Origin of the sequence: Peptoniphilus equinus, from assembly GCF_027921445.1 — a bacterium.
Classification (GTDB): Bacteria; Bacillota; Clostridia; order Tissierellales; family Peptoniphilaceae; genus Peptoniphilus; species Peptoniphilus equinus.
In genome coordinates, this window is sequence record NZ_CP115667.1 from 152,217 (window position 1) to 177,643 (window position 25,427).

General features: G+C 48.0%; 23 protein-coding genes and 1 pseudogene. 17 read left to right on the forward strand and 7 right to left on the reverse strand.

Annotation, left to right across the window (positions count from 1 at the left end; genetic code table 11):
• Positions 1-13: 13 nt before the first annotated feature.
• The 3 genes and pseudogenes from tnpA to O6R05_RS00760 form a co-directional block, all read right to left on the reverse strand.
• Positions 14-429: pseudogene (gene tnpA / locus O6R05_RS00750) on the reverse strand (IS200/IS605 family transposase); the annotation flags it as partial.
• A gap of 188 nt (positions 430-617) precedes the next feature.
• Positions 618-2,042: a beta-Ala-His dipeptidase gene (pepD, locus tag O6R05_RS00755; protein WP_271191653.1), complete on the reverse strand. Its 1,425-nt coding sequence runs from the start codon at positions 2,040-2,042 to the stop codon at positions 618-620.
• 3 nt (positions 2,043-2,045) lie between these two features.
• Entirely contained in the window at positions 2,046-2,699 is a 654-nt protein-coding gene (locus O6R05_RS00760; protein ID WP_271191654.1) for a TetR/AcrR family transcriptional regulator, read from the reverse strand.
• A gap of 84 nt (positions 2,700-2,783) precedes the next feature.
• Between O6R05_RS00760 and O6R05_RS00765 the strand changes: the two genes are divergently transcribed.
• Positions 2,784-4,193 carry a YfcC family protein gene (locus O6R05_RS00765; protein WP_271191655.1) on the forward strand — a complete coding sequence of 470 codons (1,410 nt, stop codon included), beginning with the start codon at positions 2,784-2,786 and terminating at the stop codon, positions 4,191-4,193.
• Between the two features lie 2 nt (positions 4,194-4,195).
• Complete coding sequence (locus tag O6R05_RS00770; RefSeq protein ID WP_271191656.1) at positions 4,196-5,074, forward strand: DMT family transporter; 879 nt, start codon at positions 4,196-4,198, stop codon at positions 5,072-5,074.
• A gap of 105 nt (positions 5,075-5,179) precedes the next feature.
• Here the strand turns inward: O6R05_RS00770 and O6R05_RS00775 are convergent, their stop codons facing one another.
• The 3 genes from O6R05_RS00775 to O6R05_RS00785 are packed head-to-tail and all read right to left on the reverse strand — an operon-like array spanning position 5,180 to position 7,506.
• Positions 5,180-5,650 carry a methylated-DNA--[protein]-cysteine S-methyltransferase gene (locus O6R05_RS00775; protein WP_271191657.1) on the reverse strand — a complete coding sequence of 157 codons (471 nt, stop codon included), beginning with the start codon at positions 5,648-5,650 and terminating at the stop codon, positions 5,180-5,182.
• Positions 5,651-5,685: 35 nt separating this feature from the next.
• On the reverse strand, positions 5,686-6,951 hold the full coding sequence (locus tag O6R05_RS00780; protein ID WP_271191658.1) for an AI-2E family transporter: 1,266 nt from the start codon (positions 6,949-6,951) through the stop codon (positions 5,686-5,688).
• 36 nt (positions 6,952-6,987) lie between these two features.
• Positions 6,988-7,506 carry an LURP-one-related/scramblase family protein gene (locus tag O6R05_RS00785; RefSeq protein ID WP_271191659.1) on the reverse strand — a complete coding sequence of 173 codons (519 nt, stop codon included), beginning with the start codon at positions 7,504-7,506 and terminating at the stop codon, positions 6,988-6,990.
• 175 nt (positions 7,507-7,681) lie between these two features.
• Here O6R05_RS00785 and trkA point away from each other — a divergent pair, with 175 nt between their 5' ends.
• From trkA to O6R05_RS00810, 5 genes are read left to right on the forward strand one after another with little or no spacing between them, the layout of a single operon-like run.
• On the forward strand, positions 7,682-9,043 hold the full coding sequence (gene trkA, locus O6R05_RS00790; protein ID WP_271191660.1) for a Trk system potassium transporter TrkA: 1,362 nt from the start codon (positions 7,682-7,684) through the stop codon (positions 9,041-9,043).
• Positions 9,040-10,485: a TrkH family potassium uptake protein gene (locus tag O6R05_RS00795; protein WP_271191661.1), complete on the forward strand. Its 1,446-nt coding sequence runs from the start codon at positions 9,040-9,042 to the stop codon at positions 10,483-10,485. Before trkA ends, O6R05_RS00795 begins: the two co-directional genes overlap by 4 nt.
• Position 10,486: 1 nt before the next feature.
• On the forward strand, positions 10,487-11,818 hold the full coding sequence (locus O6R05_RS00800) for a TrkA C-terminal domain-containing protein (protein WP_271191662.1): 1,332 nt from the start codon (positions 10,487-10,489) through the stop codon (positions 11,816-11,818).
• A complete protein-coding gene (locus tag O6R05_RS00805; RefSeq protein ID WP_271191663.1) occupies positions 11,815-12,492 on the forward strand; it encodes a uracil-DNA glycosylase in 678 nt (225 codons plus the stop codon). The genes O6R05_RS00800 and O6R05_RS00805 overlap by 4 nt, the downstream gene beginning before the upstream one ends.
• The gene (locus tag O6R05_RS00810) at positions 12,479-13,231 is read left to right on the forward strand and encodes a prolyl oligopeptidase family serine peptidase (protein ID WP_271191664.1); all 753 of its coding nucleotides are present in this window, start codon (positions 12,479-12,481) and stop codon (positions 13,229-13,231) included. The genes O6R05_RS00805 and O6R05_RS00810 overlap by 14 nt, the downstream gene beginning before the upstream one ends.
• A gap of 7 nt (positions 13,232-13,238) precedes the next feature.
• On the opposite strand, the gene O6R05_RS00815 is transcribed toward O6R05_RS00810, so the two are convergent.
• Positions 13,239-13,799, reverse strand: a complete 561-nt coding sequence (locus O6R05_RS00815; RefSeq protein WP_271191665.1) for a guanylate kinase — start codon at positions 13,797-13,799, stop codon at positions 13,239-13,241.
• Between the two features lie 123 nt (positions 13,800-13,922).
• Between O6R05_RS00815 and O6R05_RS00820 the strand changes: the two genes are divergently transcribed.
• From O6R05_RS00820 to O6R05_RS00865, 10 genes are all read left to right on the forward strand, one after another.
• A complete protein-coding gene (locus O6R05_RS00820) occupies positions 13,923-15,227 on the forward strand; it encodes an aspartate kinase (protein ID WP_271191666.1) in 1,305 nt (434 codons plus the stop codon).
• Positions 15,228-15,290: 63 nt separating this feature from the next.
• Positions 15,291-15,998, forward strand: coding sequence for a PepSY domain-containing protein (locus O6R05_RS00825; RefSeq protein ID WP_271191667.1), 708 nt, complete (start codon positions 15,291-15,293; stop codon positions 15,996-15,998).
• Positions 15,999-16,149: 151 nt separating this feature from the next.
• Positions 16,150-17,148, forward strand: coding sequence for a methionine ABC transporter ATP-binding protein (locus O6R05_RS00830; protein ID WP_271191668.1), 999 nt, complete (start codon positions 16,150-16,152; stop codon positions 17,146-17,148).
• Positions 17,145-17,804 carry a methionine ABC transporter permease gene (locus O6R05_RS00835; RefSeq protein ID WP_271191669.1) on the forward strand — a complete coding sequence of 220 codons (660 nt, stop codon included), beginning with the start codon at positions 17,145-17,147 and terminating at the stop codon, positions 17,802-17,804. The genes O6R05_RS00830 and O6R05_RS00835 overlap by 4 nt, the downstream gene beginning before the upstream one ends.
• A 50-nt stretch (positions 17,805-17,854) precedes the next feature.
• On the forward strand, positions 17,855-18,685 hold the full coding sequence (locus O6R05_RS00840; protein WP_271191670.1) for a MetQ/NlpA family ABC transporter substrate-binding protein: 831 nt from the start codon (positions 17,855-17,857) through the stop codon (positions 18,683-18,685).
• A 212-nt stretch (positions 18,686-18,897) separates the two neighbouring features.
• Entirely contained in the window at positions 18,898-20,337 is a 1,440-nt protein-coding gene (locus O6R05_RS00845; protein ID WP_271191671.1) for an amino acid permease, read from the forward strand.
• A gap of 116 nt (positions 20,338-20,453) precedes the next feature.
• Positions 20,454-21,392: an AEC family transporter gene (locus tag O6R05_RS00850; protein WP_271191672.1), complete on the forward strand. Its 939-nt coding sequence runs from the start codon at positions 20,454-20,456 to the stop codon at positions 21,390-21,392.
• A gap of 35 nt (positions 21,393-21,427) precedes the next feature.
• Complete coding sequence (gene metK / locus O6R05_RS00855; RefSeq protein WP_271191673.1) at positions 21,428-22,606, forward strand: methionine adenosyltransferase; 1,179 nt, start codon at positions 21,428-21,430, stop codon at positions 22,604-22,606.
• A gap of 44 nt (positions 22,607-22,650) precedes the next feature.
• Positions 22,651-24,837, forward strand: a complete 2,187-nt coding sequence (recD2, locus tag O6R05_RS00860; RefSeq protein WP_271191674.1) for an SF1B family DNA helicase RecD2 — start codon at positions 22,651-22,653, stop codon at positions 24,835-24,837.
• Complete coding sequence (locus O6R05_RS00865) at positions 24,827-25,426, forward strand: ComF family protein (protein WP_271191675.1); 600 nt, start codon at positions 24,827-24,829, stop codon at positions 25,424-25,426. Before recD2 ends, O6R05_RS00865 begins: the two co-directional genes overlap by 11 nt.
• The last annotated feature ends 1 nt before the right edge of the window (position 25,427 follow it).

Here is a 25,427-nt window from a genome sequence, read left to right on the forward strand (position 1 = left end):
GTGCTGAAGCACCTTATTTTTTACTTTGTTTTACTTGCTGACTCGTAAACGGGTCTACAAACTCTCTTATACTTACGGTCTGCTAAATAATCTTCTTCCAGGTGGAGTTTTATATATTCTTGTATTTTCTTCGCATTTTTCCCTGCTGTATCGACATAGTATCCTCTATACCAAAAGTGTCTATTACCATATTTGTATTTTAGGTTAGCATATCGATCAAATAATATTAAGCTACTTTTTCCTTTCAAGTATCCCATTATTGGTGATACGCTATATTTGGGAGGTACTTCTATTAACATGTGAATAGGGTCCGGACAACATTCTGCTTCTATTATTTTTATTTCTTTCCTTTCACATAATTCTCGTAATATTTTTCCATATAGTATTTGCCTTCTATAATTTTGGTGCAAATACTACAGGGTACTTACACTACCCATGCTGTATACCTCCTTGATAGTTTGTTGCCAATAACTCAACTCTTTTATCATTGGAGGTTTTTATTGCCTGGAGCTAAAGCTTTTTATTCCTGCCCCTAGCACATCTGGTGGTTTTGTCATGATAAATCGTACAATAAAAATCCCCCAATGACATGAAATGTCATTGGGGGATTTTTGCCATTACGATGTAAATTTGGCATCGTTCAATACTTTTACAAGGGCACGATAGACGTAATCCGCTGAAGTGAGGCTGAAATGTTCCGCAGGTGAGTGAAAATTTTCGGCATTGGCACCGATGGAGATGATATCGGTAAAGCCTTTGTCGGATAAAAATCCACATTCCAATCCGGCGTGGACGGCTTCAATGCGCGGAGGCTGTCCGCTCAGCTCAGAGTAGACGGCATACATCAGATCTCTAAGAGGTGAATGGGCTTGATATTTCCACGGCGTATAGCGGCCCCAAATCGTGTAGTCCAGTCCGAATTGTGTGGCGAGAATACTCAGCATATCAGTTAAGCGGGTGAGTTTTGAATCGTAATTTGAGCGAATATCCACGACGGTCACGATGGCATGATCCTGCATATAGACTTCGCCGAAATTTGAAGATGTATCGACAATGTTTTTAAATGTCGCACTCATTTCAAATACGCCGTTGGGAATCGTTAAGCCGTAGTGGATAAACTCCCGCAGTGTCGTCTCGTCCACATAGGTCCCGTCGCAGTCGCAGCCTTCATAGTCGATGGTAACCGTAGGAAACTGAACGTATTCGTTTTGAATGACAGCTTTGAAGGCATCAATCTCCCGACAGACCGTATCGTACTGCTCGGGCGGTATGAGAAGGGTACACGAGGCACTGCGGGGGATGGCCAGACGGAATGTCCCGCCGCACAGATAGTTTAACTGTACGCCGAATGGAAGGAGGCGCTGCAATAAGCGACACAGCAAAATATTTGCATTGCCCCGGCCGTTTCCGATATCTTCGCCGGAATGACCGCCCATCAGACCGCTTAAGGTGATGTGTAAAGGCTTTAAGGTGAGATCGCTCTTGAGGGTGTAAGGGTGAGTGGCGGTAAAGGTGATACCTCCGGCGGATGCACAGAGAATGGAGGTATCGTCACAGTGGTCGATGTTGATCAAGTGCTTCGCCGTCAGCGGTGTGGCGTCTAAATTTTCAACACCTCGGAAATCCTCTTCTTCCGCTGTCGTAAACAGTGCTTCCAATTTCGGATGGCAGAGCGTGTCGTCAGAGAGAATTGCCAAGATCATGGCCATACCCAACCCGTCGTCAGCGCCTAAGGTCGTCCGTCCGTGGGTCGATACGATATCGTCATCGACAAAATAGGTGATGGGGTCGTTGAAAAAATCATGATCAATGCCTTCGGCTTTTTCGCAGACCATATCCGTATGAGCCTGAAGTGCAATTGGGGCAAAATTTTCGTAACCGATGGAAGCCGGTTTGGTGATAATCACATTGTTAAAGTCATCTTTTAGTGCAGACAGATCGTGAGCTTTAGCCCAATTCAATAAGTAGTCTGCAATACATTCTTCGTGATGACTTGGACGAGGGATTTTAGTAATCTCATCAAATTCCTTAAAAAAATGCATCTGTTACTCCTTTATAACAAGATTCAGCAGATTTTTCAGAAAATCTAAAAACTGCGTGCAGTGGGCGTCGGTATCGATATTCTTATTCATGACGACGTCATAGAGATAGCTGGAGTGCACACGGATCACCGTGTGAATTAAAAAGTTGAGTTGTTTGCTGCTCAGATGGTATTTCTCACAAAACACTTTGGTGACTTCATAGTCTCGATTGATGATGGCGCCGGTTTTGAGCATATTCAACACGTCCAGGTCATCAAAGCCATCCAGGGCTTCTGGATAAATCTCATAGTAGTTCGCCAAAATAGAGGGCAGGTTTTTTGAGTAGACGCCGTAAAAAATATTGAAATAGACATCAGGCTTTGAAAAAGCATACTTGTTGAAGACCTCATATACTTTAATGTAGCGCAAAACAGGATCTTTGATGTCTTTGGTCTTTTCTTTTAATTCCACCATGTACTCGTTGAGATAATCTACCGAGGCGTAGATTAACAGCTCGTCTAAATTTTGAAAATAATTGTACAGGGTTGCGCTGTTATAGCCTGAGATCTCTGCAATTTTACGAATGGTAATATTATCTAGTCCATAGTCATCAATAAGCTCTTTAGCCGATGAAATAAAGACATCCATTACTCTTTTTTCACGGATTGAAAATTTCACAATTCACCTCGCTGATACTTGACAAAGACAAACTTTCTAATCATAATTATAATATAATCATGATTAGAAAACAAGGAGGCAGCTATGGAAAGTAAAAAGCAAAGGAAATTTAAGTTAAAAGCACCGGATGCTTTAGCATTGATTGCTATTTTAGTGGTGATTGCAGCTATCTCAACTTACATTTTACCGACAGGAGCGTATGACCGTATTATGGATCCTGTCACGGAGAGTGAGATCGTAGACCCTAACAGTTTTCATGCTATTGAACGCAGTCCGGTGTCCCTTGCAGGAGTGCTGCAATCGATACCACGAGGGTTGAATGAATCGGCAGAAATCATCAATTTTCTATTTATCATTGGCGGTACGTTCGGTGTCTTAAAGGGCACCGGCGCGTTGGATGCACTTTTAAAATTTGCCTTGGTCAAACTTAAAGGCAGAGAGCGGTTGGTCATTCCGGTCGTGTTGTTATTCTGGGGACTTGGCGGTGCTATCATAGGAAACTTTGAAGAGTGTCTGGCCTTTTTGCCGCTGCAGATTACCCTCTGTTTAGCTTTGGGCTTTGACTCGATTACCGGTGTGGCGCTGGGGATGCTCGGTGTCGGTGTCGGTTATATCGGTGCAATTCTCAATCCGTTTACAGTGGCGACTGCACAAAAGATAGCTGATATTGAAATGTTCAGCGGGATGTATATGCGTGTCATTGCATTCAGTATTTTACTTATTACGACGATTGCATACGTCTATGTCTACGCCGGAAAAATTTTGAAAGACCCAACCAAGAGTTTGGTTTATGAGAGTGACAAACTGAGTCCGTATCGAGAATCCGATTTGCTAAATCAGGAAGTGGAGTTTACGGGACGACATAAGCTTGCGATTGCCACTTTTATTTTAGGGATTGTCTTTTTGGTCTATGGCGTTATTGAATACGGTTTTTATTTGACAGAGATAGCCGGGGTATTCATGGCGGTTACCGTCCTTTGCGGTCTTGCAGGCGGCCTGAGTGTCAACGGCATTGTGGATAATTTTGTCAAAGGGGCTGAGAATCTTCTGTATCCGGCATTGTGTGTCGGCTTTGCTCGAGCTATTACCGTCATTATGCAGGATGGTAATATCCTGGATGTCATTGTCTATTATATGTCCAGTCTCGTCATTGGGTTGCCGCTGCAGCTCAGCGCTATCGGGATGTTTATTCTTCAGTCCATCATCAATATCTTTATTCCGTCAGGCACCGGGCAGGCTGTTGTCAGTATGCCGATCATGACACCTTTAGCTGATGTCATCGGTCTCACCCGTCAAACAGCGGTTTTGGCATTCCAATTCGGTGACGGGATTACCAACCTGGTCACACCGACAGCCGGGGATTTAATGGCAGCCCTTGCCATTGGCGGCATTTCTTACGGAAAGTGGATGAAATGGCTGTGGAAGTTGCTTTTGGCATGGTATGTAATCTGTAGCCTTGTACTGGTAGTGGCTACGATGATAGGATACGTTTAAGATTGAGCACGAACAGAAATAACCAGGGCATTGTACATGCCGTGTTGTCCGCGATTGTATTTGGGCTTATGCCTTTAGCCACGCAAGTGTTCTATAGATGGGGGGCTAATTCCGTGAGCTCTGCCGTCTATAGAATGCTGCCGTCGGTGATTATCTTATTTTTCCTCTTACGCTTTTACTATCACATCGATTTAAAAGTGAGTCGGGAAGAAGTGGCAGGCTTGGCATTGACCGCATTGGGATTTTCCATGACCAGTGTGACCCTCTATTCATCGTATCAATACATCAGCTCCGGCATGGCGACGACCATACATTTTGCCTACCCCATTGTCATTTTTATTGCCATGAACTGGCTGCGCCGGTATATGCCGAAGAAGACGGATATTTTTTATATCACGTTGGTGGCTTTGGGGATTGTCTTTATTATGGATATGCGAGGCGACGGAGGGATGAACACTCAAGGCATTGCCTTTGCTGTGCTTTCGGCTTTTACCTATTCGGCATACTCCATCTTATTGGAAGTAAAAAACTTAAAGAGCCTTCATCCGATGAAGCTGTTATTTTATATCAATGCCTTTTCTGTAGTCATCATTCTGGTCTATAGCAGGGTGATCAATGCGCCGATTTTTTTAGGGTTTGACGGTGTGCAGTGGCTGATGCCTGTCGCGTATTCCTGTATCATTACCTTTGGAGCCAGTTATCTCTACCAAAGTGCCATTATGAAAATTGGTGCGACGAAGACGGCCATCTTGAGTACCGTAGAGCCCATTACCAGTCTTATCGTCGGCGGCGTGATCCTTCATGAACCGATGGTGTTGCGCCAAATTGTAGGGGCGGTGCTCGTGTTGACAGCGACGACAAAACTTATTATAAGAAAGTGACGCCGTCACTAGGTACCTAGTTTAGAATGTAGGCATAGTAAAGGCCCTGTACATGGCAAGGATCATGTACAAGGCCTTTTGTGTTTCGGCTTTCGACGAAGGCCTTTACAGACTTGGCAGTATTGAAAGGTGCGTCTGTTCCAAGGTGAGGAGTGCGCGTTTTTTCTCCACACCGCCGCCATAGCCAACAAGGTGTCCATTGATGCCGATGACGCGGTGGCAAGGGACAATAATGGCGATGGGGTTGTTGTGATTGGCGCCTCCGACTGCACGGACGGCTTTTGGACGGCGGATCATTACAGCGATGTCCTTATACGAGCGGGTCTCGCCGTAGGGGATGGATAGGAGCGCTCGGTAGACGTCCTGTTGAAAGGGTGTGCCGGTGAGTGCAATGGGTACGGTAAAGCGGGTGAGTTCACCCTTAAAATATGCAGCAAGCTCGTTTTCGGCGTGTAAGAGTACCGGACTCACATCGTCCGCATCGGATGCAGCGTAGGTTAAGCCGGTGAGGACATTGTCGCTCGCTGTTAAAGTTAAAAAGCCGATGGGACTTGCTATGGTGCGACGATAGATCATGATGCCTCCAAAGGATAGTGATATAAAAAAGCGCCTCATTCAGAGGCGTTTTTTTCTGTAGATTTAGTATACAGCGTATTCAGCTTAAAGGTCGTAAAGTCACCCAGGACGACATAGATGGTGGCGACGAGGGGGATAAAGATCCACATACCGACGACACCGCCGAGGGAACCGCCCACAATGGTGGCGAACAGAGACCACATTGGCGGGATGCCCAGTTTGTCCCCGACAATTTTCGGATAGATAATATTGCCCTGAATTTGCTGGAAGATCAGCATCATGATAAGAAAACCCAAGGCCTGTACCGGCGACTCTATGAGGATGAAGACAAAGCCCATGGCAGCGCCGATAATCGGTCCCACAATAGGGATGAGATCCGAGAAGCCAACCAACAATGAAATCATGGCGGCATACGGCATTTGTAGAACCGTCATGCCGGCAAAGGTCATGGCACCGATGATGAGCGCATCCAAAAGTTGACCTTTGATGAAGTTATAGAAGTGAAAGTTCATCAGATCGGCAATGTGAATCAGATATTGACCCTTTTCTTTTCCTGCAAGGGCATAAGCCATACGCTTGGACTGTTGAGACAGGCGCTCTTTATCGAGGAGAATGTAGATGGCAAAGACCAAGGACAGTGCGCCGTTGGTCAGCCCGGAGAAGAGTGAGCCTGCGATGCCGCCTGCGGTTGCGATGGCGCCGGTAGAGAAGCTTTCGATGTCGGCGTTGCCGCTGACGAAGAAGGCCTTAATTTGTTCGAAGACGGCATCCCAGGAGAGGGTGCTGTAGTAGTCTTCCAGGGCGATCCCCATGTTTTTCGTCAAGCTGTAGCGCTTTAAGACGTCCGCCACGTAGGCGACGAAGATCGGCACTTGCTCCTGCAATGACGTAAAGGAGGTGATCAGCTGCGGAATGATCATGGAGGTCATGATCACCACGATGATAATAAAGAGAATGATGGACAGCAGCAGAGCAAAAAGGCGAGAGGCCTTTCGGACAAAAGGTATTGGCGCCTTATCAAAAACTTTTTTCTCAAAGAAATTCATCGGCAGCTTCAGCACAAAGGCAATGGCCGCGCCGATAAAAAACGGTGACAAAACGCCCATTATATACGCCGTGGCTTTTTGCACCGTGGAGAATTTTAAGAAGAAGAAGTAGAGAAGAATGCCGCCAAAGACAATTTGGGCAAGCTTCTTCAAGGAATAATTGACATTGGCTTTATAGTTGGTATCGGGCTTTTTTTTATCCTCGTCGACCAGGCGAGTTAAATCAAAAGTTTTATCTTTGTTTTCGTTAGACATATCATTTCCTTAAGGTTATCAAGTTGTAAGCGAACCTTAATAGTCGTGGTACAGGGAATCTAAAATCAAAGCGATGCCCACAAATTCCAGGCAGTCTTTGTCATAGGATTCGTCCCAGCTCAAGATATAGGTTTTGCGCATCTTTTCCGTGGTGCCTTGAATGGTCAGCACCACATCGTCGCCAAGAAGGACGCGATAACTTTGGGCTTTCACCTCGCCGAAGACGGTGAGACGGCCGAAGGACGAGCGGAAGTAGAGGTCCGGCACGCGGAAGTTCTTCCCTTCGCGCACGGCGATAGTACGATCGTCGATAAACATGGTAAAGAGGACGTCGTTTAAGAAGTTTCTGACATGTTTATAGATTTTCAGAACTTGCTTGTTGTCCATGTCGAAGACGCGAATTTTGGACTGGTAGATCCCCTCGGCTTTGAGAAAGTTGATGATGGGGGAAAAGATGTCCACATAGCCTTCGTAAACCAAGGTGTTGCCGTCAAACACTTCATATTTAAAGTCATCAATGATAGAATGATCGCATTTGATTTTTAGAGTTTTCATGGGTGTACCTTCATTATTAAGTATAGGAATATTGTACATAAGTTTAACAGGACTTTCAATCTCTAATAAATAGAGAAAGACTTTCATAAAAAAAACCTGTAGGTTATAATGATCCTAAGTACAGGCCAAAGTTTTTTGGCTTTTTATTTTAGGAATCTATGGAGACGAGAAATCGATGAAAGTTTTAATTGCCGGGGCAGGAAAGTTGGGCATGAAGTTGGCTCAGGCGCTTCTTGCCGAGGACTGCGATGTCACTGTCCTGGACAGTGATGAAAATGTCATAGACTATGTGAACAATACCTTGGATGTGCTGACTGTCAACGAAAATGCCCTGAACTTTGAAGTGCTTAAAGAACTGGACATTGAAACCTACGACTTGCTTCTGGCTACGACGACCAGTGATGAAGCTAATGTGTTGGTCTCCACCATTGCAAAGAAGCTCGGGGTCAATGAAGTCATCGCTCGGGTGCGCAATCCGGAGTATCATTCCCAGCTGCAGCTCATTAAAGAGGAGTTGGGCATTGACCATGTCATCAATCCAGACTATGCTACGGCGGAGGCGATAGAGAAGTATCTTTTAAAACGCTACCTTCTGATGAGTGACGAGTTTGCCGGAGGTCGGGTGAAGCTGGTGGATTTTAACATCGGTCAGGATCCGGAGTTTGTGGGCAAGAAAATTATGGAGCTCACAGGTTTTAAGAATATGCTCATCGCAGCCATTTCCCGAAACGGAAAGAGCATTGTGCCTAACGGCTCCACGGTGCTTCGTGAAAAAGATGTCATTATGCTCGTGGGAGAAAGCTCTCAGATTGATGCCTTTGATGCCCGTTATTCCGGTATCAACAAGCACCAGCAATTGCGCCGGGTGATGATTATCGGCGGCGGTAAGCTGGGTCTTTATTTGGGGCTTCTGCTGGACGAGGCCAATGTGGAGACGACCATTGTCGAAATCAATCGGGCGCGGTGCGAGCAGTTGATGGAAAGACTGCCGGACAGCATGATTATCAATGCTGACGGCACGGATTTTAATGTGTTGGAAGAAGAGATGCTTAAAACGTACGATGCCTTTGTCTGCGCCACAGGTATTGACGAGACGAATCTGTTGATGGCGCTCGCTGTGAAACAGTTCGGTATCTATAAGTCCGTGGCGAAAACCAGTCGTCAAAACTATAAAAAAATTCTCGATCGCCTGGAAGTGGACGCGGCATTTAACACTTCCTATACCACGGCAAAGGAAATTATCAAGCTGATTCGCGGATCCGGATCCATTACTGTCAGCCTGATGAACGACGGTGAGACGGAGTTTTCTGAGATCCAGCTGAAGCGGGGTGCCGTAGCCATCGGACAAAAGATCAGTGAGCTCAATTTGCCTGAGGGGATGCTGATCACCTCCATTGTCAGAGACGGCGGTGTCATTATACCTGGCGGCGGCGACACGCTGCGTGAGAACGACCGCATTGTCGTCCTCACCACCTATAAGAAGGTGAACAGTTTGAAAGAGTATTTCTTCCCTCGAGCCAGAAGGTGGTTTCGATGAATATAAAGTTCGTATTAAAGATCTTGGGGATCATTGCGATCATTGAAGGTGTGTTTCTCCTTCCACCCACCATCTATGCCTATGTGATGGACGATGGGGCCTTCAAGGCCTTTGTCATCACCGAGGCGCTTGCCTTTGGGATAGGCTGCGCTTTAAATTTAATCTTTGAGGGACGGGAGCACATCAGTCCGAAAGACGGCATGGCAGTGGTGACCTTCGGATGGGTCCTTGCCTCGGCCATCGGTGCACTGCCGCTGTATCTGTCCGAGTGGGTGCCTACCTACATTGATGCTTTTTTCGAAATCGTCTCCGGCTTTACCACCACCGGCGCTTCGGTGATTCCTAACATTGAGGAAGTTGCAAAAAGTGTGGTGCTTTGGCGATCCATGACGCACTGGATTGGCGGAATGGGAATTTTGGTCTTTACACTTTCCCTATTGCCTCGGCTCGGAGTGGGCGGTTTTCAAATGTTTAAGGCTGAGTCGCCCGGACCGGTCGTTGGGAAAATCGATCCGAAGATGAGTGACACGGCGAAGCGTCTGTACTCCATTTATATTGTTATCACTTTGGTGCTCTTTGGTCTGTTGTGCCTTGGCGGCATGAGTGTCTTTGATTCCATCATCCACACCTTAGGGGTGGTGGGAACAGGCGGCTTTTCGTCCAAGGTTGCGTCGGCGGGTCACTTCAGCGGCAGTTACATTCCCATTGTCATGAGTATTTTTATGATTATTTGCGGGACGAACTTTACCATGCACTACTATTTTTACAAAGGGAAGTTCCGTCAGATCATTAAAGACGAAGAGCTGCGGCTTTTTTATGGGATTATCTTTGCTGCTGTGGGACTGATTGCCATAGATCTTTTTCGAAGCGGCGTCACACCGTTTAAGAGCTTTGTCGACGCACTCTTTCAGGTCACTTCCATCGCCTCCACCTCCGGCTTTGCGACTGTGGACTACGATTTGTGGCCCAATTTTTCGAAATTTATTCTGTTGATGCTCTTCCTGTTCGGATCCTGCGCCGGCTCTACAGCCGGAGGACTGAAGATTATTCGTGTGCTTATCATGGGAAAAATTATGAATCGGGAAGTGAAAAAAGTCATTCACCCGAAGGCCATGATTCCCATCAAGGTCAACGGCAAAATTATCAATGACGAAGTCACCTTAGGGGTAGCGGCATTTTTCGGGATGTATTTTGCCATTGCGTTTTTGGCCACCTTGGCTGTGACATTTACGGGGTTGGATATTCTCTCGTCTTTCTCCTCTGTGGTCACCATGCTGTCCAATGTGGGGCCGGGGTTTAATTTGGTGGGGCCGACGGATAACTTTGCGTTTTTTGCCCCGGGCTATAAGGTCATGTTCTCCGCGCTTATGCTCTTAGGGCGATTGGAGTTTTTCACCATGATTGCGCTGCTGGCGCCGAAGAGCATTATCAAAGGAGCATAACATGAAGCGGTATTTAATTGTAGGGTACAGTGCCGTTGCGGCGAAAGTTATACCTGAGCTTGTGGTGGACGGGGATGTGACCGTTCTTGATCGCAGTGAACGAAAACTGAACACAGTGATGATCTCCTCCCGCCTGCACGCCGTATCCGGCAATATCTTACACGAGGATGTGATCCGAGAGATCAAGGATGGCAGCTATGACTACATTCTTGCCCTCACGGACTCCGATCGCACCAATATGCTCTTGTGTAAAGCATTAAAGACGGCGGCGACGACCACGGTAGCCCTCGTCCACGACATGGACACCTATCAGGCGCTTCGCACGCTCCATCAGGAGATGGGTATTGACAAGATGGTCGGGAGTCTCAACGATGTGGCTCAGGCGGTGTGTCACCTGGTATCGGACAATTTAAACTACCAGTCGGAGACCTTCGGACTGGGCAAGATTGAAGTGACCGGACACCGAGTGCTGGCTCGAGACGGCTTTGACGGCAAAGCCATTCAGACCATTGATGAGTTGAAGACGCTTCTCGTCGTCGGAGTGACTCAAGGTGGCGAGTTGGTTATTCCCGGCGGCGACCATGTGGTTCACGCGGGAGATTACTTATATCTTATGGGGTTGAAGCGGGATATTTTAAGCTTTAAAAACAACCACTTTCACCTGAGCAGCAAAGGGCCTGAGGATCTGCTCATCGTGGGCTCGGATCATCTGGCGACACGGATGGCGACCTTTTTTGAGAACTATCATGTCAATGTTGTTGATGACGGTGAGGGTGTTTTGGAGCTCAGACACCGCTACGACCATGTCTTTGCCAAAAAGACGCTGTTAAAAGGCGGCGAATTTTTAAAAAGTTATCCTAAAGACACGGTGCTCCTCCTTACGCCTTTGGATGAGCAGAATATTCTTCTCGGCCTTGTGGCAAAGACCTTAGGGTATAAAAAGGTGATCGTCAAAGTTTCTGACGAGAGCTATTACACCATTGTGGACGGTATGCAGTTTACCTCGGTGGTGAACGCTGAGGATATCATCGCCAAAAGACTGGTTCAAAGCATTCATGCCGAGCGCAATGTCTCGGTCTACATGGCATTTAACGGACAGGCTCAAGTGATGGAGTTCCAACTGCCGGACCATTCATGGTTGGAAGGGCGCAGGCTGAAAGATGTGGGTGTGCCGGAAGGGATTCTTATCGGCGGTATCATTCGCCGTGACAAGACGGCGGTGATTCCTCGAGGGGGCACCGGGTTTGAAGCGAAGGATACTCTTATTGTGTTCTATTCCGTCGAGGCGCAGCAAACCTTACACGACTTTATTACAGGGAAGGGGCAGTCATGAAAGTATTCCACAACAGCTGGGACGACTTGTTAAAAGAAGAATTTCAAAAGGATTACTACAAGAATCTGCGTGAGCTTTTGGTGGATGAGTATCGCCATTACACCATCTTTCCTCCGGCCCGGCAGCTTTTCTACGCGTTTGATCTCACGCCTTACGAAGACGTGCGGTGTGTTATCTTAGGTCAGGACCCTTACCACAATATCGGTCAGGCCGAGGGACTGGCTTTTTCGGTGAAACAAGGCGTGCGTGTGCCGCCGTCGCTGCAAAATATTTATAAAGAGCTGGAAGCTGATCTGGGGATTACGCCGCCGCATCACGGCAGTCTCATTGACTGGGCGAAGTCCGGCGTGCTGCTTTTAAATACCACGTTAAGCGTGCGCGCCCACGAACCCATGAGCCATGCCAAGATTGGTTGGGAGCTCTTTACGGATGCGGTGATTCGCCTTATTGATCGCAAGGCGGATCCGGTGGTGTTTATTCTCTGGGGTGCCCATGCCGGGACCAAAGCGGCTCTTATCAAAAATCCGAAGCACTTGATTATCAAGAGTCCCCATCCCAGCCCTCTTTCGGCACACCGGGGATTTTTCGGTTCCAAGCCTTTTTCAAGAACTAACGATTTCTTGGTCCAAAGCGGCCAAGCACCTATAGACTGGAGGATTTATGATAACCAATAGTTTTGTTGATATTACTGAACATCGCCTGGATACGATGGTCTTTTCCGTCGTGGAGCCAAGTCACGGCGTGGAGCCCAAGGGGACGATCTTCTTCTATCACGGATGGGGAAGTGACCACGAGAAGCAGTACTTTCGCGGGACGATCTTTGCTACGTACGGCTACCGGGTCATTCTGCCCTGTGCGAGAGATCATGGCAAACGAGGTACGATGGACTATGACGATGATGAGGTGATGCGTCGCCACCTCCCTCGCATCATCATGCATAACATTGAAGAGTTCCCCAGTCTTTTGCGCTACTGTGAAGCAAATTTTGGGGTGAGGGCGGAGCGCACCGTCATCAGCGGTCACTCCATGGGCGCTTTGACAGCCTCGGCCCTCTTTACCTTTAAAGAAGATCTGTTTGCAGCCACCCTCTTTAACGGGTTGTGCGATTGGACCGACGTCATTGAAGCTATGGCAGACGACTATGAATCTCAGCGCATGGCCGAGTTTCTCGCCGCTGTGAATCCCGTCAAAAACAAAGAGAAGCTCGTCGATCGCTATCTCTTTATGCATAACGGGGCCGAAGATCCTGTGATCAGTGCCAAGGCGCAGCAAGCCTTTTATGATATGATGGTCGAAGACTACACAAAAAAAGAGCGCATAACGTGCACCCTCTGGGACGACACGACCCACCAACTGACCACACAGATGTTGGAGACAGCCCTGTCGCAATGGTCTGAAATTTTCAACAACTAAATTGACACTACAAAGATAAGGAGCGCTGCTCCTTTTTTTTATGGACACAGGCGTCTACATACTTGGAAATCTTCTCGGCGTTGGCGTCAATGGGATCACGGGAGTCTACGGTAAAGCTGGCGTAAGGCGCAATGCCTTTGCCGTCGTTCAATCTGGCTTCAATGTTTGCGGTCTCGTCGCCGCGTTCTTCCATGCGCTGCTTTAAGGTATCCCGGTCCAATGTGAGTCGGATGCAGACCGCTCCCATATTGGTGAGCACCTTCACACCTTCGAGATCCAGCACCATCACAAGGTGTTCATCGGTACTGTCAATAAAGGGAAGGAGATTTTGTTTCGGCACACCGTAATGGTTGTTGGAGTAAGTCGTCACGGCGAGCAGCTCCCCGGCATCCTGTAAGGTTTGAAATTGATCTTTATCCAAAAAGAAATAGTCCACGCCATGGCTCTCACCTTGACGCATAGGGCGTGTGGTACAGGTGATGATGCGCTTAAAGTCATCCCGTTGACTCAAGCGTTCTGCTTGTGTTGTTTTTCCTGAGCCGGAGGGGCCCGCCAGTACAAAAATCATAAGTGCCTCCCTTTTTTAAAGAGTATAGAGAAGGAGATAGACCTTGTCAAATACAGAAATAGGAAAAGAGATAGACAAGTAAAACCCCTTGCAGTAAACTAGTGAAAAAGCTTGGAGGAAAATATGAAAGTGGCAAAATTTGGCGGAAGCTCGCTCGCAGGAGGGGATACGTTTCTCGCTGTAAAAGATATTATTGAAAGTGACAACAAGCGGCGTTACATTGTCTGCTCCGCGCCGGGCAAAGTCCATCGTTCGGATACGAAAATCACCGACCTGCTCTATCTCCTTTATGATTTGGAAACCAACAACATCGGTTCGTCGGATATTGAACAAAAGATCCGGGATAAATACCATGCTATCCTGGCAGTTACGGGAGTGGACTGGGATTTTGATGCGGCCTTTGACGCCGTGATGGCTGGCATCAAGACCAGCACCAAAGATTACGTCGCCTCTCGAGGCGAGTACTTTAACGCCTGTATCCTGTCTCGGCTCATTGATTATCCCATGGTGGATGCGAAAGACGTCATCTTTTTTGATGATAACGGCAACTTCGATGCCGCCAAGTCCTACAAGGCTCTTGAGGCCATGAAAAAGGCCCATCCGAAGGCTGTGATTCCCGGCTTTTACGGACAGCAACCCGACGGCACCATCGCCACCTTCAGCCGTGGCGGCGGCGATTTGACCGGTGCTGTGGTGGCAAGAGGTGTGGGAGCTGAATTGTATGAGAATTGGACCGATGTGAGCGGTTTTCTCTCGGCGGATCCGAGAATTGTCAAGTGCCCGAGAGAAGTGCGTCGTCTTACCTATAAAGAGTTACGGGAGCTGAGCTATGCCGGAGCCAATGTCATTCACGCCGAGGCGATACTGCCGGCGCAGGAAGCTCGGATTCCCATTCAAATTAAGAACACCTTTATGCCTGAAGATGAAGGGACGCTTATTCTGCCTCACCGCGACGACGCGGAGGAAATCACAGGAGTCAGCGGCGAAAAAGGCTTTGCCGTTATCAACGTGGAAAAACTGAAATTAAACAGCTTTAAAGGCTTTCATCGAAAGCTTATGTCCATCTTGGAAGTCAACGACATCAACATTCTGCACATGCCCTCTTCTATCGACTCCATCTCGCTGATTGTTAAAGAGAATAATATTGCAGGGAAGATGGATACCGTCATCAGCGAACTCAAGACCTTTGTCAATCCTGACGGGATCTCGGTGAACTATGGTATCGCCCTTATTACTGTGGTGGGTCAGGGCATGAAGGAACAGGTAGGCTGCTCGGCAAAAGTCTTTACCGCCCTTGCCCATGCCGGCATTAACATTCGGATGATCATCCAAGGAGCCAGTGAGCTCAACATCATTGTCGGCGTGGACGAGTCCAATTATGACAAGGCGGTGGCAGCAATTTATCATGCATGTGTAAAAAGGGTTTGACAAACTTTTTTTGGGGTAAAAGTAAAATAACAAACAATATAACTATTATTTAGGAGGAATTGAATGAATACTAAAGTATTATCTATTGCAACTCTGTCACTTTTACTCGTAGGCTGCGGCCAAACCAAAACTACAGAGACGACCACAACCACCACAACTACAACCAACACCACGGCATCTGAAGAAGTCAAAGATGCAGTGAACAGTGTGCAAAATGCAGCCGGGGACGCTGTAGACGGTGCGAAAGATGCTGTAAGCGACGCTAAGGACGCTGTGCAGTCCGCAACATCCGGCACAGCAAGTCAGGAAACCGACGCCGTGACAGCAGCAACCGGTGAAAAGATTCAAGTGACACCGGAGCAAGCTCTGGCAACATTTAAAGAACTTCATCCAAATGCAGCTCTTGAAAGCATCTCTTTGGACAATGATGACGGAAGGGGCTATTACTACGAAGTTCAAGGCTATACTGACAGCGAAGAATACGAAGTTGAAATTGATCCGGTTACCGGAGAAGTCTCCCGCGACAAAGTGGAACAAGATAAACACAACAACGACGTACCTGTAGACGAAGCTTTAGTTGCAAAGATTATGGACCTGGCACAAAAGGCCGCAGACGATGCAGGTCGTGACACTTACTATGTCACGTCTTGGGATCTTTCCTACGATGACGGTATGAACGAACTTGAATTGGAACTGAACGGTCACAACGTACCGGAATTGGAATATCGCTACAACGCTTCTACCGGAGACCTGCTTGAAAAAGACGCTTAATGGCAATAGGTACCAAAGAACTCGGTAAACCCGGGTTCTTTTTTTGTACCGCAAAGGTACTATAGTTTTTATATATCACTAGACATATATAATAGCAAATTGTTTATTATGAATCTTTTGATTATACTAATACCATTGTAAAGGAGAAATTATGATTGACGTTTGCAATTTATCCAAGTCCTTTGGAACGGGGAAAGATACGTTTCAGGCTGTGGACGATGTATCCTTTCACGTGGAGAAAGGGGAAATATTCGGCATCATCGGATTGTCAGGAGCAGGAAAGAGTACACTGGTTCGCTGTCTGAACCGACTGGAGGTACCCGATTCAGGATCTGTGGTCATTGATGGCTTGGACCTTTTGAGTCTCAATGAGACGGAGCTGTTACATGAGCGACGGGACATCGGGATGATTTTTCAAGCCTTCAATCTTTTTAATCAAAAGACGGTGTATGATAACATCGCATATCCGTTAGAACTTGCCGGCATGGACAAGGAGCTCATTCATGATCGTGTGATGGAGCTTTTGGATTTCATTGATCTCAAAGACAAAGAACGAGCCTATCCCAGAGAGCTTTCCGGAGGGCAAAAGCAGCGGGTAGCCATTGCGAGAAGCATTGCGACGCAGCCGAAAATTTTGCTTTCAGATGAGGGGACTTCGGCACTGGATCCTGCCAATACTAAGGTGATTCTGGATCTCTTAAAAAAGATTGTGGCGACTTACGGCATGACGGTGGTGATGATCACCCATCAAATGGAAGTCGCAAAGGACATTTGTGACCGCATTGCCGTGATGGATCGAGGCAAGATTGTGGAGATGAACAATACGGAGACGCTCTTCAAAAATCCGAAGACAGCACTGACAAGGTCGTTCATCTCTCACTTAAGTGTGCCGGAAGAGATCGTGGCTTCGGATTTCAAGGGAACGATTTTGCGTCTGGTCTATGATGTGCATTCCGTGCGTGAACCGATTCTCGGGCGTGTGATCAAACGGTTTGATGTAGATTTTAACATCATTTCCGCCAATGTGAACAAGGCCACCTCCGATGCCATGGGTTATCTGACTATTGAACTCACTGGCGATAAAGGGCAGTTTGATGCTGTTGTGGCTTACCTTCGCGACAACCATATTGCGGTGGAGGTGATCCAATGAATTTTCTTAATGAAGTTGTGCCTATTGTGGTGCCGGCCATCGGTCAGACCTTGATTCTGGTCTTTGTCTCTTCGGCCTTTGCGGTGCTCCTCGGACTGCCTGTCGGGGTGGTGCTGACGTTGACCCGCTCCGGCGGCCTGAAAGAAAATCCGAAGGTCTATTCCCTCTTAGACTCGTTGACCAACTTTGTGCGATCGGTGCCGTTTATCATTCTTATGCTCATACTCATTCCGGTCATGCGACTGGTGACCGGCAAGGCTTATGGCACGGCGGCGACGATCATTCCCCTCACAGCGGCGGCGTTACCTTTCTTTGCGCGGCTTCTTGAAAACGCATTAAACAATGTGGATCGAGGGATTATTGAAGCGGCGCGAGCCATGGGAACACCGGTTGGGACGATGGTGCGGCGGGTACTCATTCCTGAAGCCCTGCCTCAGATTATCAATGCCGTGACGCTTGTGATTATCAATCTGGTAGGCTATTCGGCCATGGCAGGAGCCATTGGTGGCGGCGGACTCGGCGAAGTTGCGGTCAGATACGGATACAGCTATAAGCGCTATGAAATTTTATGGGTGGCGGTGATTCTTATCGTCATTCTGGTGCAACTGGTGCAGTGGCTTGGTACACGTCTGGAAAAAAATGTAGATAAAAAGTAGCTTTGATATAATTTCACTTGCAGCAATATTATTATTTTTAGGAGGAAGATATGAAAAAACTTGCAACACTATTGATTTTGGCCTTCGCCCTTGTGGGATGCGGACAACAACCTGCAGACAACGCGGCGGCAAACGGCAATGCGACACCTGCGGCTGAAGAAAACAACGTGATTAAAATCGGGGTATCCCCAACGCCTCACGGCGAAATTATCAACGCCCTCCAAAGTGAGTTTGAAGCGGCAGGGATTCAAGTTGAGCCGGTTATCTTTGATGACTATATCCAACCGAATGAGCAATTGGCAGCGGGCGACTTGGATGCCAATTACTTCCAACACAAACCGTACTTTGATGAATTTATCGCTGAAAACAATTTGGACTTAACCGCTATCGGTAATGTCCATATTGAGCCGATGGCCATCTACTCCGACAAGGTACAAGCCATTGAAGATGTGGAAGACGGCAGCGATGTTATCATTCCAAACGATGCAACCAACGGCGCACGTGCACTCATCCTCTTGGAAGAAGCCGGTCTTATTAAACTGAATGACAAGACCAACCTCTCTGCGACGGAAGCGGATATTGTGGAAAATCCGAAGAACCTTAAGGTCGTAGCTATGGAAGCGCAAAACATTCCAAACACCTACAAGGATGCCGCTCTTGCAGTTATCAATTCCAACTACGCTCTCGGCGCAGGCCTCAACCCTCAAACCGATGCGCTTATCATTGAAAGCGGTGACTCGCCATATGCTAACCTCGTCGCAGTACGCACCGGCGAAGAAGGTCAGGAAAAATTCAAGAAGTTGATGGAAGTCCTGAACTCCGATGCGGCAAAGAAAGTGATCGAAGAGCAGTTTGAAGGCGCGATCTTCCCTGCGTTCTAAAATTAAACCCGGCTTAAGCCGGGTTTTTTATGTCCGCGACTGAGTCTGCAAATACTTACTATTGTTCTTTTCTATAGTTCTGTAAGCCTCTAAGTGCAACGGTTCTTCGTCTATACATTGCTGTAAACAGATAAACCAATCTTGTTATTTAATAGGGAATCACATATAATACCAGTGATCTTATAGGATAATATATATACTTAGGAGGAATTATGACACAAGAACAACAAGCTAAAAAAATCTTGTGGTACAACTTAGCTTTCATGGCCTTCTCTACAGTGTGGGGATTTGGTAATGTAGCCAACGGCTTTGTGTACTTCAATGGTGTCCAAGTTATCTTTAGCTGGATACTTATGTTCGCACTCTACTTTGTCCCATATTCACTGATGGTAGGGGAAATGGGTTCAACCTTTAAAGAAGCCGGCGGCGGCGTCAGCTCGTGGGTTATGGAAACCATGGGTTCAAAGCTGGCGTATTTTGCAGGGTGGACTTATTGGGTTGTGCATATGCCATACATAGCGTCCAAAGCATCCGGCGGCCTTAAGGCCCTCAGTTGGGTGATCTTTCAAGACTCCAGCCTCTACGACGCTTTGGATATCCGTCTGGTTCAGATTATCACACTGATCGTCTTTATATTCTTTGCCTGGGTGGCCTCTCGGGGGATTAATCCGCTCAAGGCTCTTGCCACGCTGGCAGGCTCGTCCATGTTTATCATGAGTATTCTCTTTATCATCCTCATGATGGCGGCACCGACCCTCAATCCTAATGCAGGCTATGTCAATATTGACTGGAGCTTGAAAAATTTGATTCCAAACTTCAGAATGGAATACTTCACGTCGTTGTCGATTCTGGTCTTTGCTGTGGGCGGATGCGAAAAGATTTCGCCGTATGTTAACAAGATGGAAAATCCGTCGAAAGGCTTCCCTAAAGGTATGATCGCCCTTGCTGTGATGGTTATCGTCTGCGCCATTCTCGGTACGATTGCCATGGGCATGATGTTTAATGTCGATGAAGTGAATGCCAACTTTGATTCCTACGTGGCCAACGGGGCCTACTGGGCCTTCCAAAAGCTCGGCACATACTATGGCATTGGCAATACATTTTTGGTTGTCTACGCCATTTGCAATATGGTCGGTCAGTTCTCCACATTGGTTGTGTCTATTGACGCACCGCTTAGAATTCTTTTGGAATCTGATACCGCACGTCAATTCGTACCGTCCAAGCTTCTCGTGAAGAACCGCTACGGTGCTTTCGGCAACGGTATTAAAATGGTTGTGGCTATTGTGACACCGCTCATTATCATCCCGATGCTGGGCATTGATTCCGTTACGGGCTTCCTTCGGTTTCTCACACAGCTGAACTCGGTATGTATGCCGCTGCGCTACCTTTGGGTATTTGCCGCTTATCTTGCGCTGCGTAAGCACTTCGGCAAGTTCCAAAGCGACTATGTCTTTGTGCAAAGTCAAGGTATCGCGAAATTCTTCGGCGGATGGTGCTTCTTCGTCACACTGTTCTGCTGCGTGCTGGGGATGTTTAAAGGCAACCCGTTTGAAATTGCTATGAACATCATCACCCCGCTCATTCTTGTGGGACTTGGCTTCGTGATGCCGGCTCTTGCCGCTAAAGAAGGTAAGCATAACGACATTGTTTAAACACAACATCCAAGACTGCTCTCGGGCGGTCTTTTTTCGTGTCTTTTTGGCGTTTTAAAGGGTTAGAAGCTTTCCAGCCGGACTTAAAACTGGTATCATAAATATGAGGTGTTCTCATGGATCATTTTTTACTGGGCTTTCATGTCATTTTCCCCATCTTTTTTGTGTTGATGATGGGATTTTTCTTTAGACAAATTCATATTATTGACAGCCATTTTATTTCTCAGGCGACGAATCTTATCTTTTATGTGACGTTGCCGATAAAATTGGTCATTGACGTGTCGACGGCACAGATTCGAAATTTTAATGTCACCTATGTCATCTATCTGCTCTTAGGCGTACTCTTTATGTTTTTTGCCAGTTGGCTCGTGGGAAAGAGTTTTATCAGGGATAAACGCAAGCTTTCCACGTTTGTTCACTGCGCGTACCGTTCAAATTTTCTCTACATCGGCCTGCCGATTTTAGAGGCGGTGATGCCGGATTATGATATGGAACCGGTGCTCATTGCCATGATCTTCGGCATTACGCTCTTTAATATCTTGGGTATTTTTATTCTCACTTACTATTCCGAACATCACCTGAGCTTTTCGGAGATGATGCTTAAGATTGTCAAGAATCCTCTTATTATCGGGATCGCCATCGGCGTCGTCTTCAAGCTGGTCGGAGTACAGTTGCCAAGTGCGGTGTTAGATGGCGGACAGCTGCTTACTCGGATTAATACGCCGTTGTCTCTGGTCATGATTGGCGGCAGTCTGACGTTCACGCGGCACAGTACCGACAAGTTGGCGGTGGGGGTGAGCGCCGTCTTTAAAAATGTGGTGGGTGCGGCTGTATTGACACCGATTGCGGTGATGCTCGGCTTTTCGCACTCAGAGATTGTGGTGGCGTACTTGCTCTACACCACACCGTGTGCCATCAACTGCTTTGTCATGGGTAAAAAACTTGGCGCCGATGAGCTGATGACCTCACAGATTATCACACTCTCTTATGTGATAAGCCTTGTGACCTTTGCCTTAGGCATTGCGATTTTAAGTAATTTTGGTATAGTCCACTAATCAATGGCATGATATACTTACACAATGGAGGTAACATGGAACGATGGATTTTTACGTCGGAGTCTGTCACTGAAGGGCACCCGGACAAAGTGTGCGATCAGATTTCCGATGCGATTTTAGATGAAATTTTACGATACGATACCGGGGCGCGTGTGGCGTGTGAAACTTTAGCCACGACCGGGATGGTGATGATCTCCGGCGAGATTACCACACAAACTTATGTTGATTTTACCAGTGTGGTGCGCCAAACCTTAAAAGAAATTGGCTACGACAGAGGTAAGTTCGGGTTTGATGCCGAGACGTGTTCGGTGTTAAGTGCCATTAAGGAGCAAAGTCCGGACATTGCCATGGGCGTGGATCGTTTTAAAGAAGGCGCTGACGAGCTGGATGCTTTCGGTGCGGGAGACCAGGGCATTATGTTCGGCTACGCCTGCGATGAGACGCCGGAGTACATGCCGATGCCGATTCAAATGGCTCACCATCTTGCCAGACGTCTTGCGGAAGTTAGAAAGGACGGCACGCTCCCGTACTTGAGACCGGACGGCAAAACTCAGGTGAGCATTGAATATGTGGACGGGATCCCTCAGCGTGTGGACACTATTGTCATCTCCACACAGCACGCACCGGAGGTGGATCTTGAGACCATTCGTGCCGGTTTGAAGGAGCATGTGATTGATGCTGTGGTAGATGGCGACATGATGGATGAGGCCACGCGAATTTTCGTCAACCCTACCGGGCGCTTTGTCATCGGCGGTCCGATGGGTGATGTGGGCCTTACCGGTCGCAAAATCATTGTGGACACCTATGGCGGTGCGGCACGTCACGGCGGCGGCGCTTTCTCCGGGAAGGATCCGACGAAGGTGGACCGTTCAGCGACTTACTACGCGCGCTATATTGCGAAAAATATTGTGGCCGCAGGACTCGCAAAGAAATGTGAAATTGGACTGTCTTATGCCATTGGTGTGGCGAAGCCGATTTCCATTTATGTCGATACCTTCGGCACGTCGGACTTTAGCGGCGCCGAACTCGAAAAGATTATCTTTGACACGTTCGATCCGAGACCGGCTGCCATTATTAAGAATTTGGAGCTGCTTCGCCCTATTTATCGGCAAGTGGCGGCTTACGGTCACTTCGGACGCCACGACTTGGATTTGCCTTGGGAGCGGTTGGACAAAGTGGACGCACTTAAAAGTTATGTCAATCAAAAGCACTAAGAAAGAGAAGGGACTGGTAACAGTCCTTTTCTTGTAGGTGAGATATGGAGATTCGAGGCATTGTTGAAAAAATTGTATATGCGAGCGCCGATACCGGCTATGTGGTGGCTCGATTCAGCTCGGATGACGACATCACGATCACAGGCAACGGTCTGCTCAGAGAAGGCATGGAGTACGAACTTACGGGCGAGCTGACCTTTCACAAAAGGTATGGGGAGCAGTTTCACTTCAGTGCATTTGAAGAAATTTTGCCCACCTCGAAAAAAGGTATTATCGCCTATCTGTCCAGCGGCGCCATTCCGTATGTAAAAGAGCGTCTTGCCAAGCGGATCTATGATGCCTTTGGCGATGAGACGCTGGAGATCCTTGAGCACCATCCTGAGAGGCTGATTGCAGTCGAAGGCATCGGCAGTGCCAAGCTTTCAAAAATTATGGCAAAGTTGGAGGAGGACAAAGGGCTCAGAACCTGCATGGTGGAGCTGATTCAACTGGGTATCACGCCGGCACTGGGGATGAAGATTTACAGAGAATATGGCCAGGACGCAGGTCGCATCATTCGAGAGAATCCCTACCGTCTGGCGGAAGATATTCGAGGGATCGGCTTTCAAAAAGCCGATGCCATTGCAAGGGAGCTGGGCGGGTTTTACGGTACCCCCCTGCGAACTTTGGCGGCGGTGAAGTACTGCATGGCCATGGCGGCTATGGAAGGGCACAGCTTTTTGCCGTTGGACGAACTGCTTGCCAAAGCGGCGAGCTTTTTATCCATGTCGGAAGACAGTATTCGACCGCATCTTTTGAACCTGAGCCTGGACGAACGCTTCTATATCGAGCGCGCGTCAAGCACCTGTGCGCAGGACCGGTGTTACTTTGCACCGTACTTGCGGGCGGAGAACTATATTGCCGGCAAGCTTCGTGACCTTGTGGCCAAGGATGGGGAGGCGGTAGATGAAAGCGGTATCGACACCGTGAGCGCACGGCTGAACATTGAGCTTGCAGCGAAACAACGAGATGCGGTGGTTCATGCGTTACACGACAATGTGCTCATTATCACCGGAGGTCCGGGCACAGGCAAGACCACCACGCTGAAAGTTATTATTGAGCTCTTTGAACTGATGGATAAGTCTGTGGCACTGGCCGCCCCCACCGGCCGTGCGGCAAAACGGATGCAGGAAGCTACAGGGCGTCTCGCCCAGACCCTGCATCGTCTTCTGGAGATCGGAGTGAGCAACAGCGAGCAAGTTCACTATGGCTATGAGCAGGATACGGAGCTTGAGGCGGATGTGCTTATTATCGACGAAGTGAGTATGGTGGACTTGCCGCTTATGGATACGGTGATGCACAGTCTTAAGGTGGGAACAAAGCTTATCCTGGTGGGAGACAAAGACCAGTTGCCTTCCGTTGGCGCCGGAAATGTCCTGAGAGACCTGATTGAGTCGGAGTGTATGCCGGTGGTCAATTTGGATGAGGTCTTTCGCCAGGCAGGGGCGTCTCACATTATTAAAAATGCCCACCTCATTAACGGCGGCGTGGTGCCGCCGGTAGATAACTCCGCCGACTTCTTTACCATTGCGTCGCCAAGTGAGCGAGAAACGCGTCAGACCATTGTGGATCTGGTGACCAGGCGCATTCCGGACTACTACAATATTGAGTCTAAAAATATTCAGGTCCTGGCGCCGATGAAAAAGGGCATTTGCGGTGTCAATAGTTTAAATGCCGCCCTGCAGGAAGCCATTAACCACAGTCAAAGTCACTTGACGGTAGGGGGTGTGGATTTCAAAAAAGGGGACCGGGTGATGCAGACCAGGAACAACTACCAGTTGGAGTATAGGATGGACTCGGAGTTTTATACGGAGACGGGTCAAGGTGTCTTTAATGGCGACATTGGGGTGATTACTGATATAGACGATGACGACAAGACGATGGAGGTCACGTTTGATGACTATAAGAAGGTCACCTATGACTATGGGGACATGGAAGAGCTCACCTTAGCTTATGCCTGCACCATTCATAAGTCTCAGGGCTCCGAGTTCGATGTGGTGATTATGCCGCTGCACTTTGCGCCGCCCATGCTTTTGACGCGAAATCTTCTCTATACGGCCATCACCCGTGCTAAGAAGTTGGTGGTTCTCGTGGGCAATTATAAGTATGTGGCGCAAATGATCGGGAACAATACGATTGCCCGGCGCTACTCCACCTTAAAAGAGAAAGTGCAGGCGGCTTATGGGCACTAAGCGTTGTGTTGTCTGCGGCGCACCTGTCCGAGATAGCCTTTGTGAGGCTTGCCGCAGTGCCATCTCTCATGACCACGGCTTTATCTCGACCATGGACTTTGTTGATGAGGTGGTGATTATGGGGACCTATACGGGTCTGTTGAAGGAGATGGTTCTTGCATTTAAATTTAAGGACAAGACGTATTACAAAGAGCCCCTCGCGGATTTAATGGTCTTTACTTTGTTTCAAAGCGGATTGAAGCGTGATTGGCAGGCGATAACCTATGTACCGATGACCGCTCGGGATGAAAGGCAACGAGGCTACAACCAGTCCCGGCTTTTAGCCGAGGCGATCAGTGAGCTCACAGGCCTTCCTCTCTATCACGGTCTGACCAAAGCAGTACCGACGAAAGCGCAAGTGGACCTGAGCGCCGCAGAGCGACAAGGCAATCTTCACGGTGCATTTCGTGCAGCGCTGCCGCCGAAAAAGCTGCTGCTTGTGGACGATGTGCTCACTACCGGTGCGACGATTGAAGAAGTGGCGAAGACCTTAAAAGCCCAGGGCACAAAAAAAGTGACCGCCCTGTTGGCGGCCACCCCTCATGTGTAGT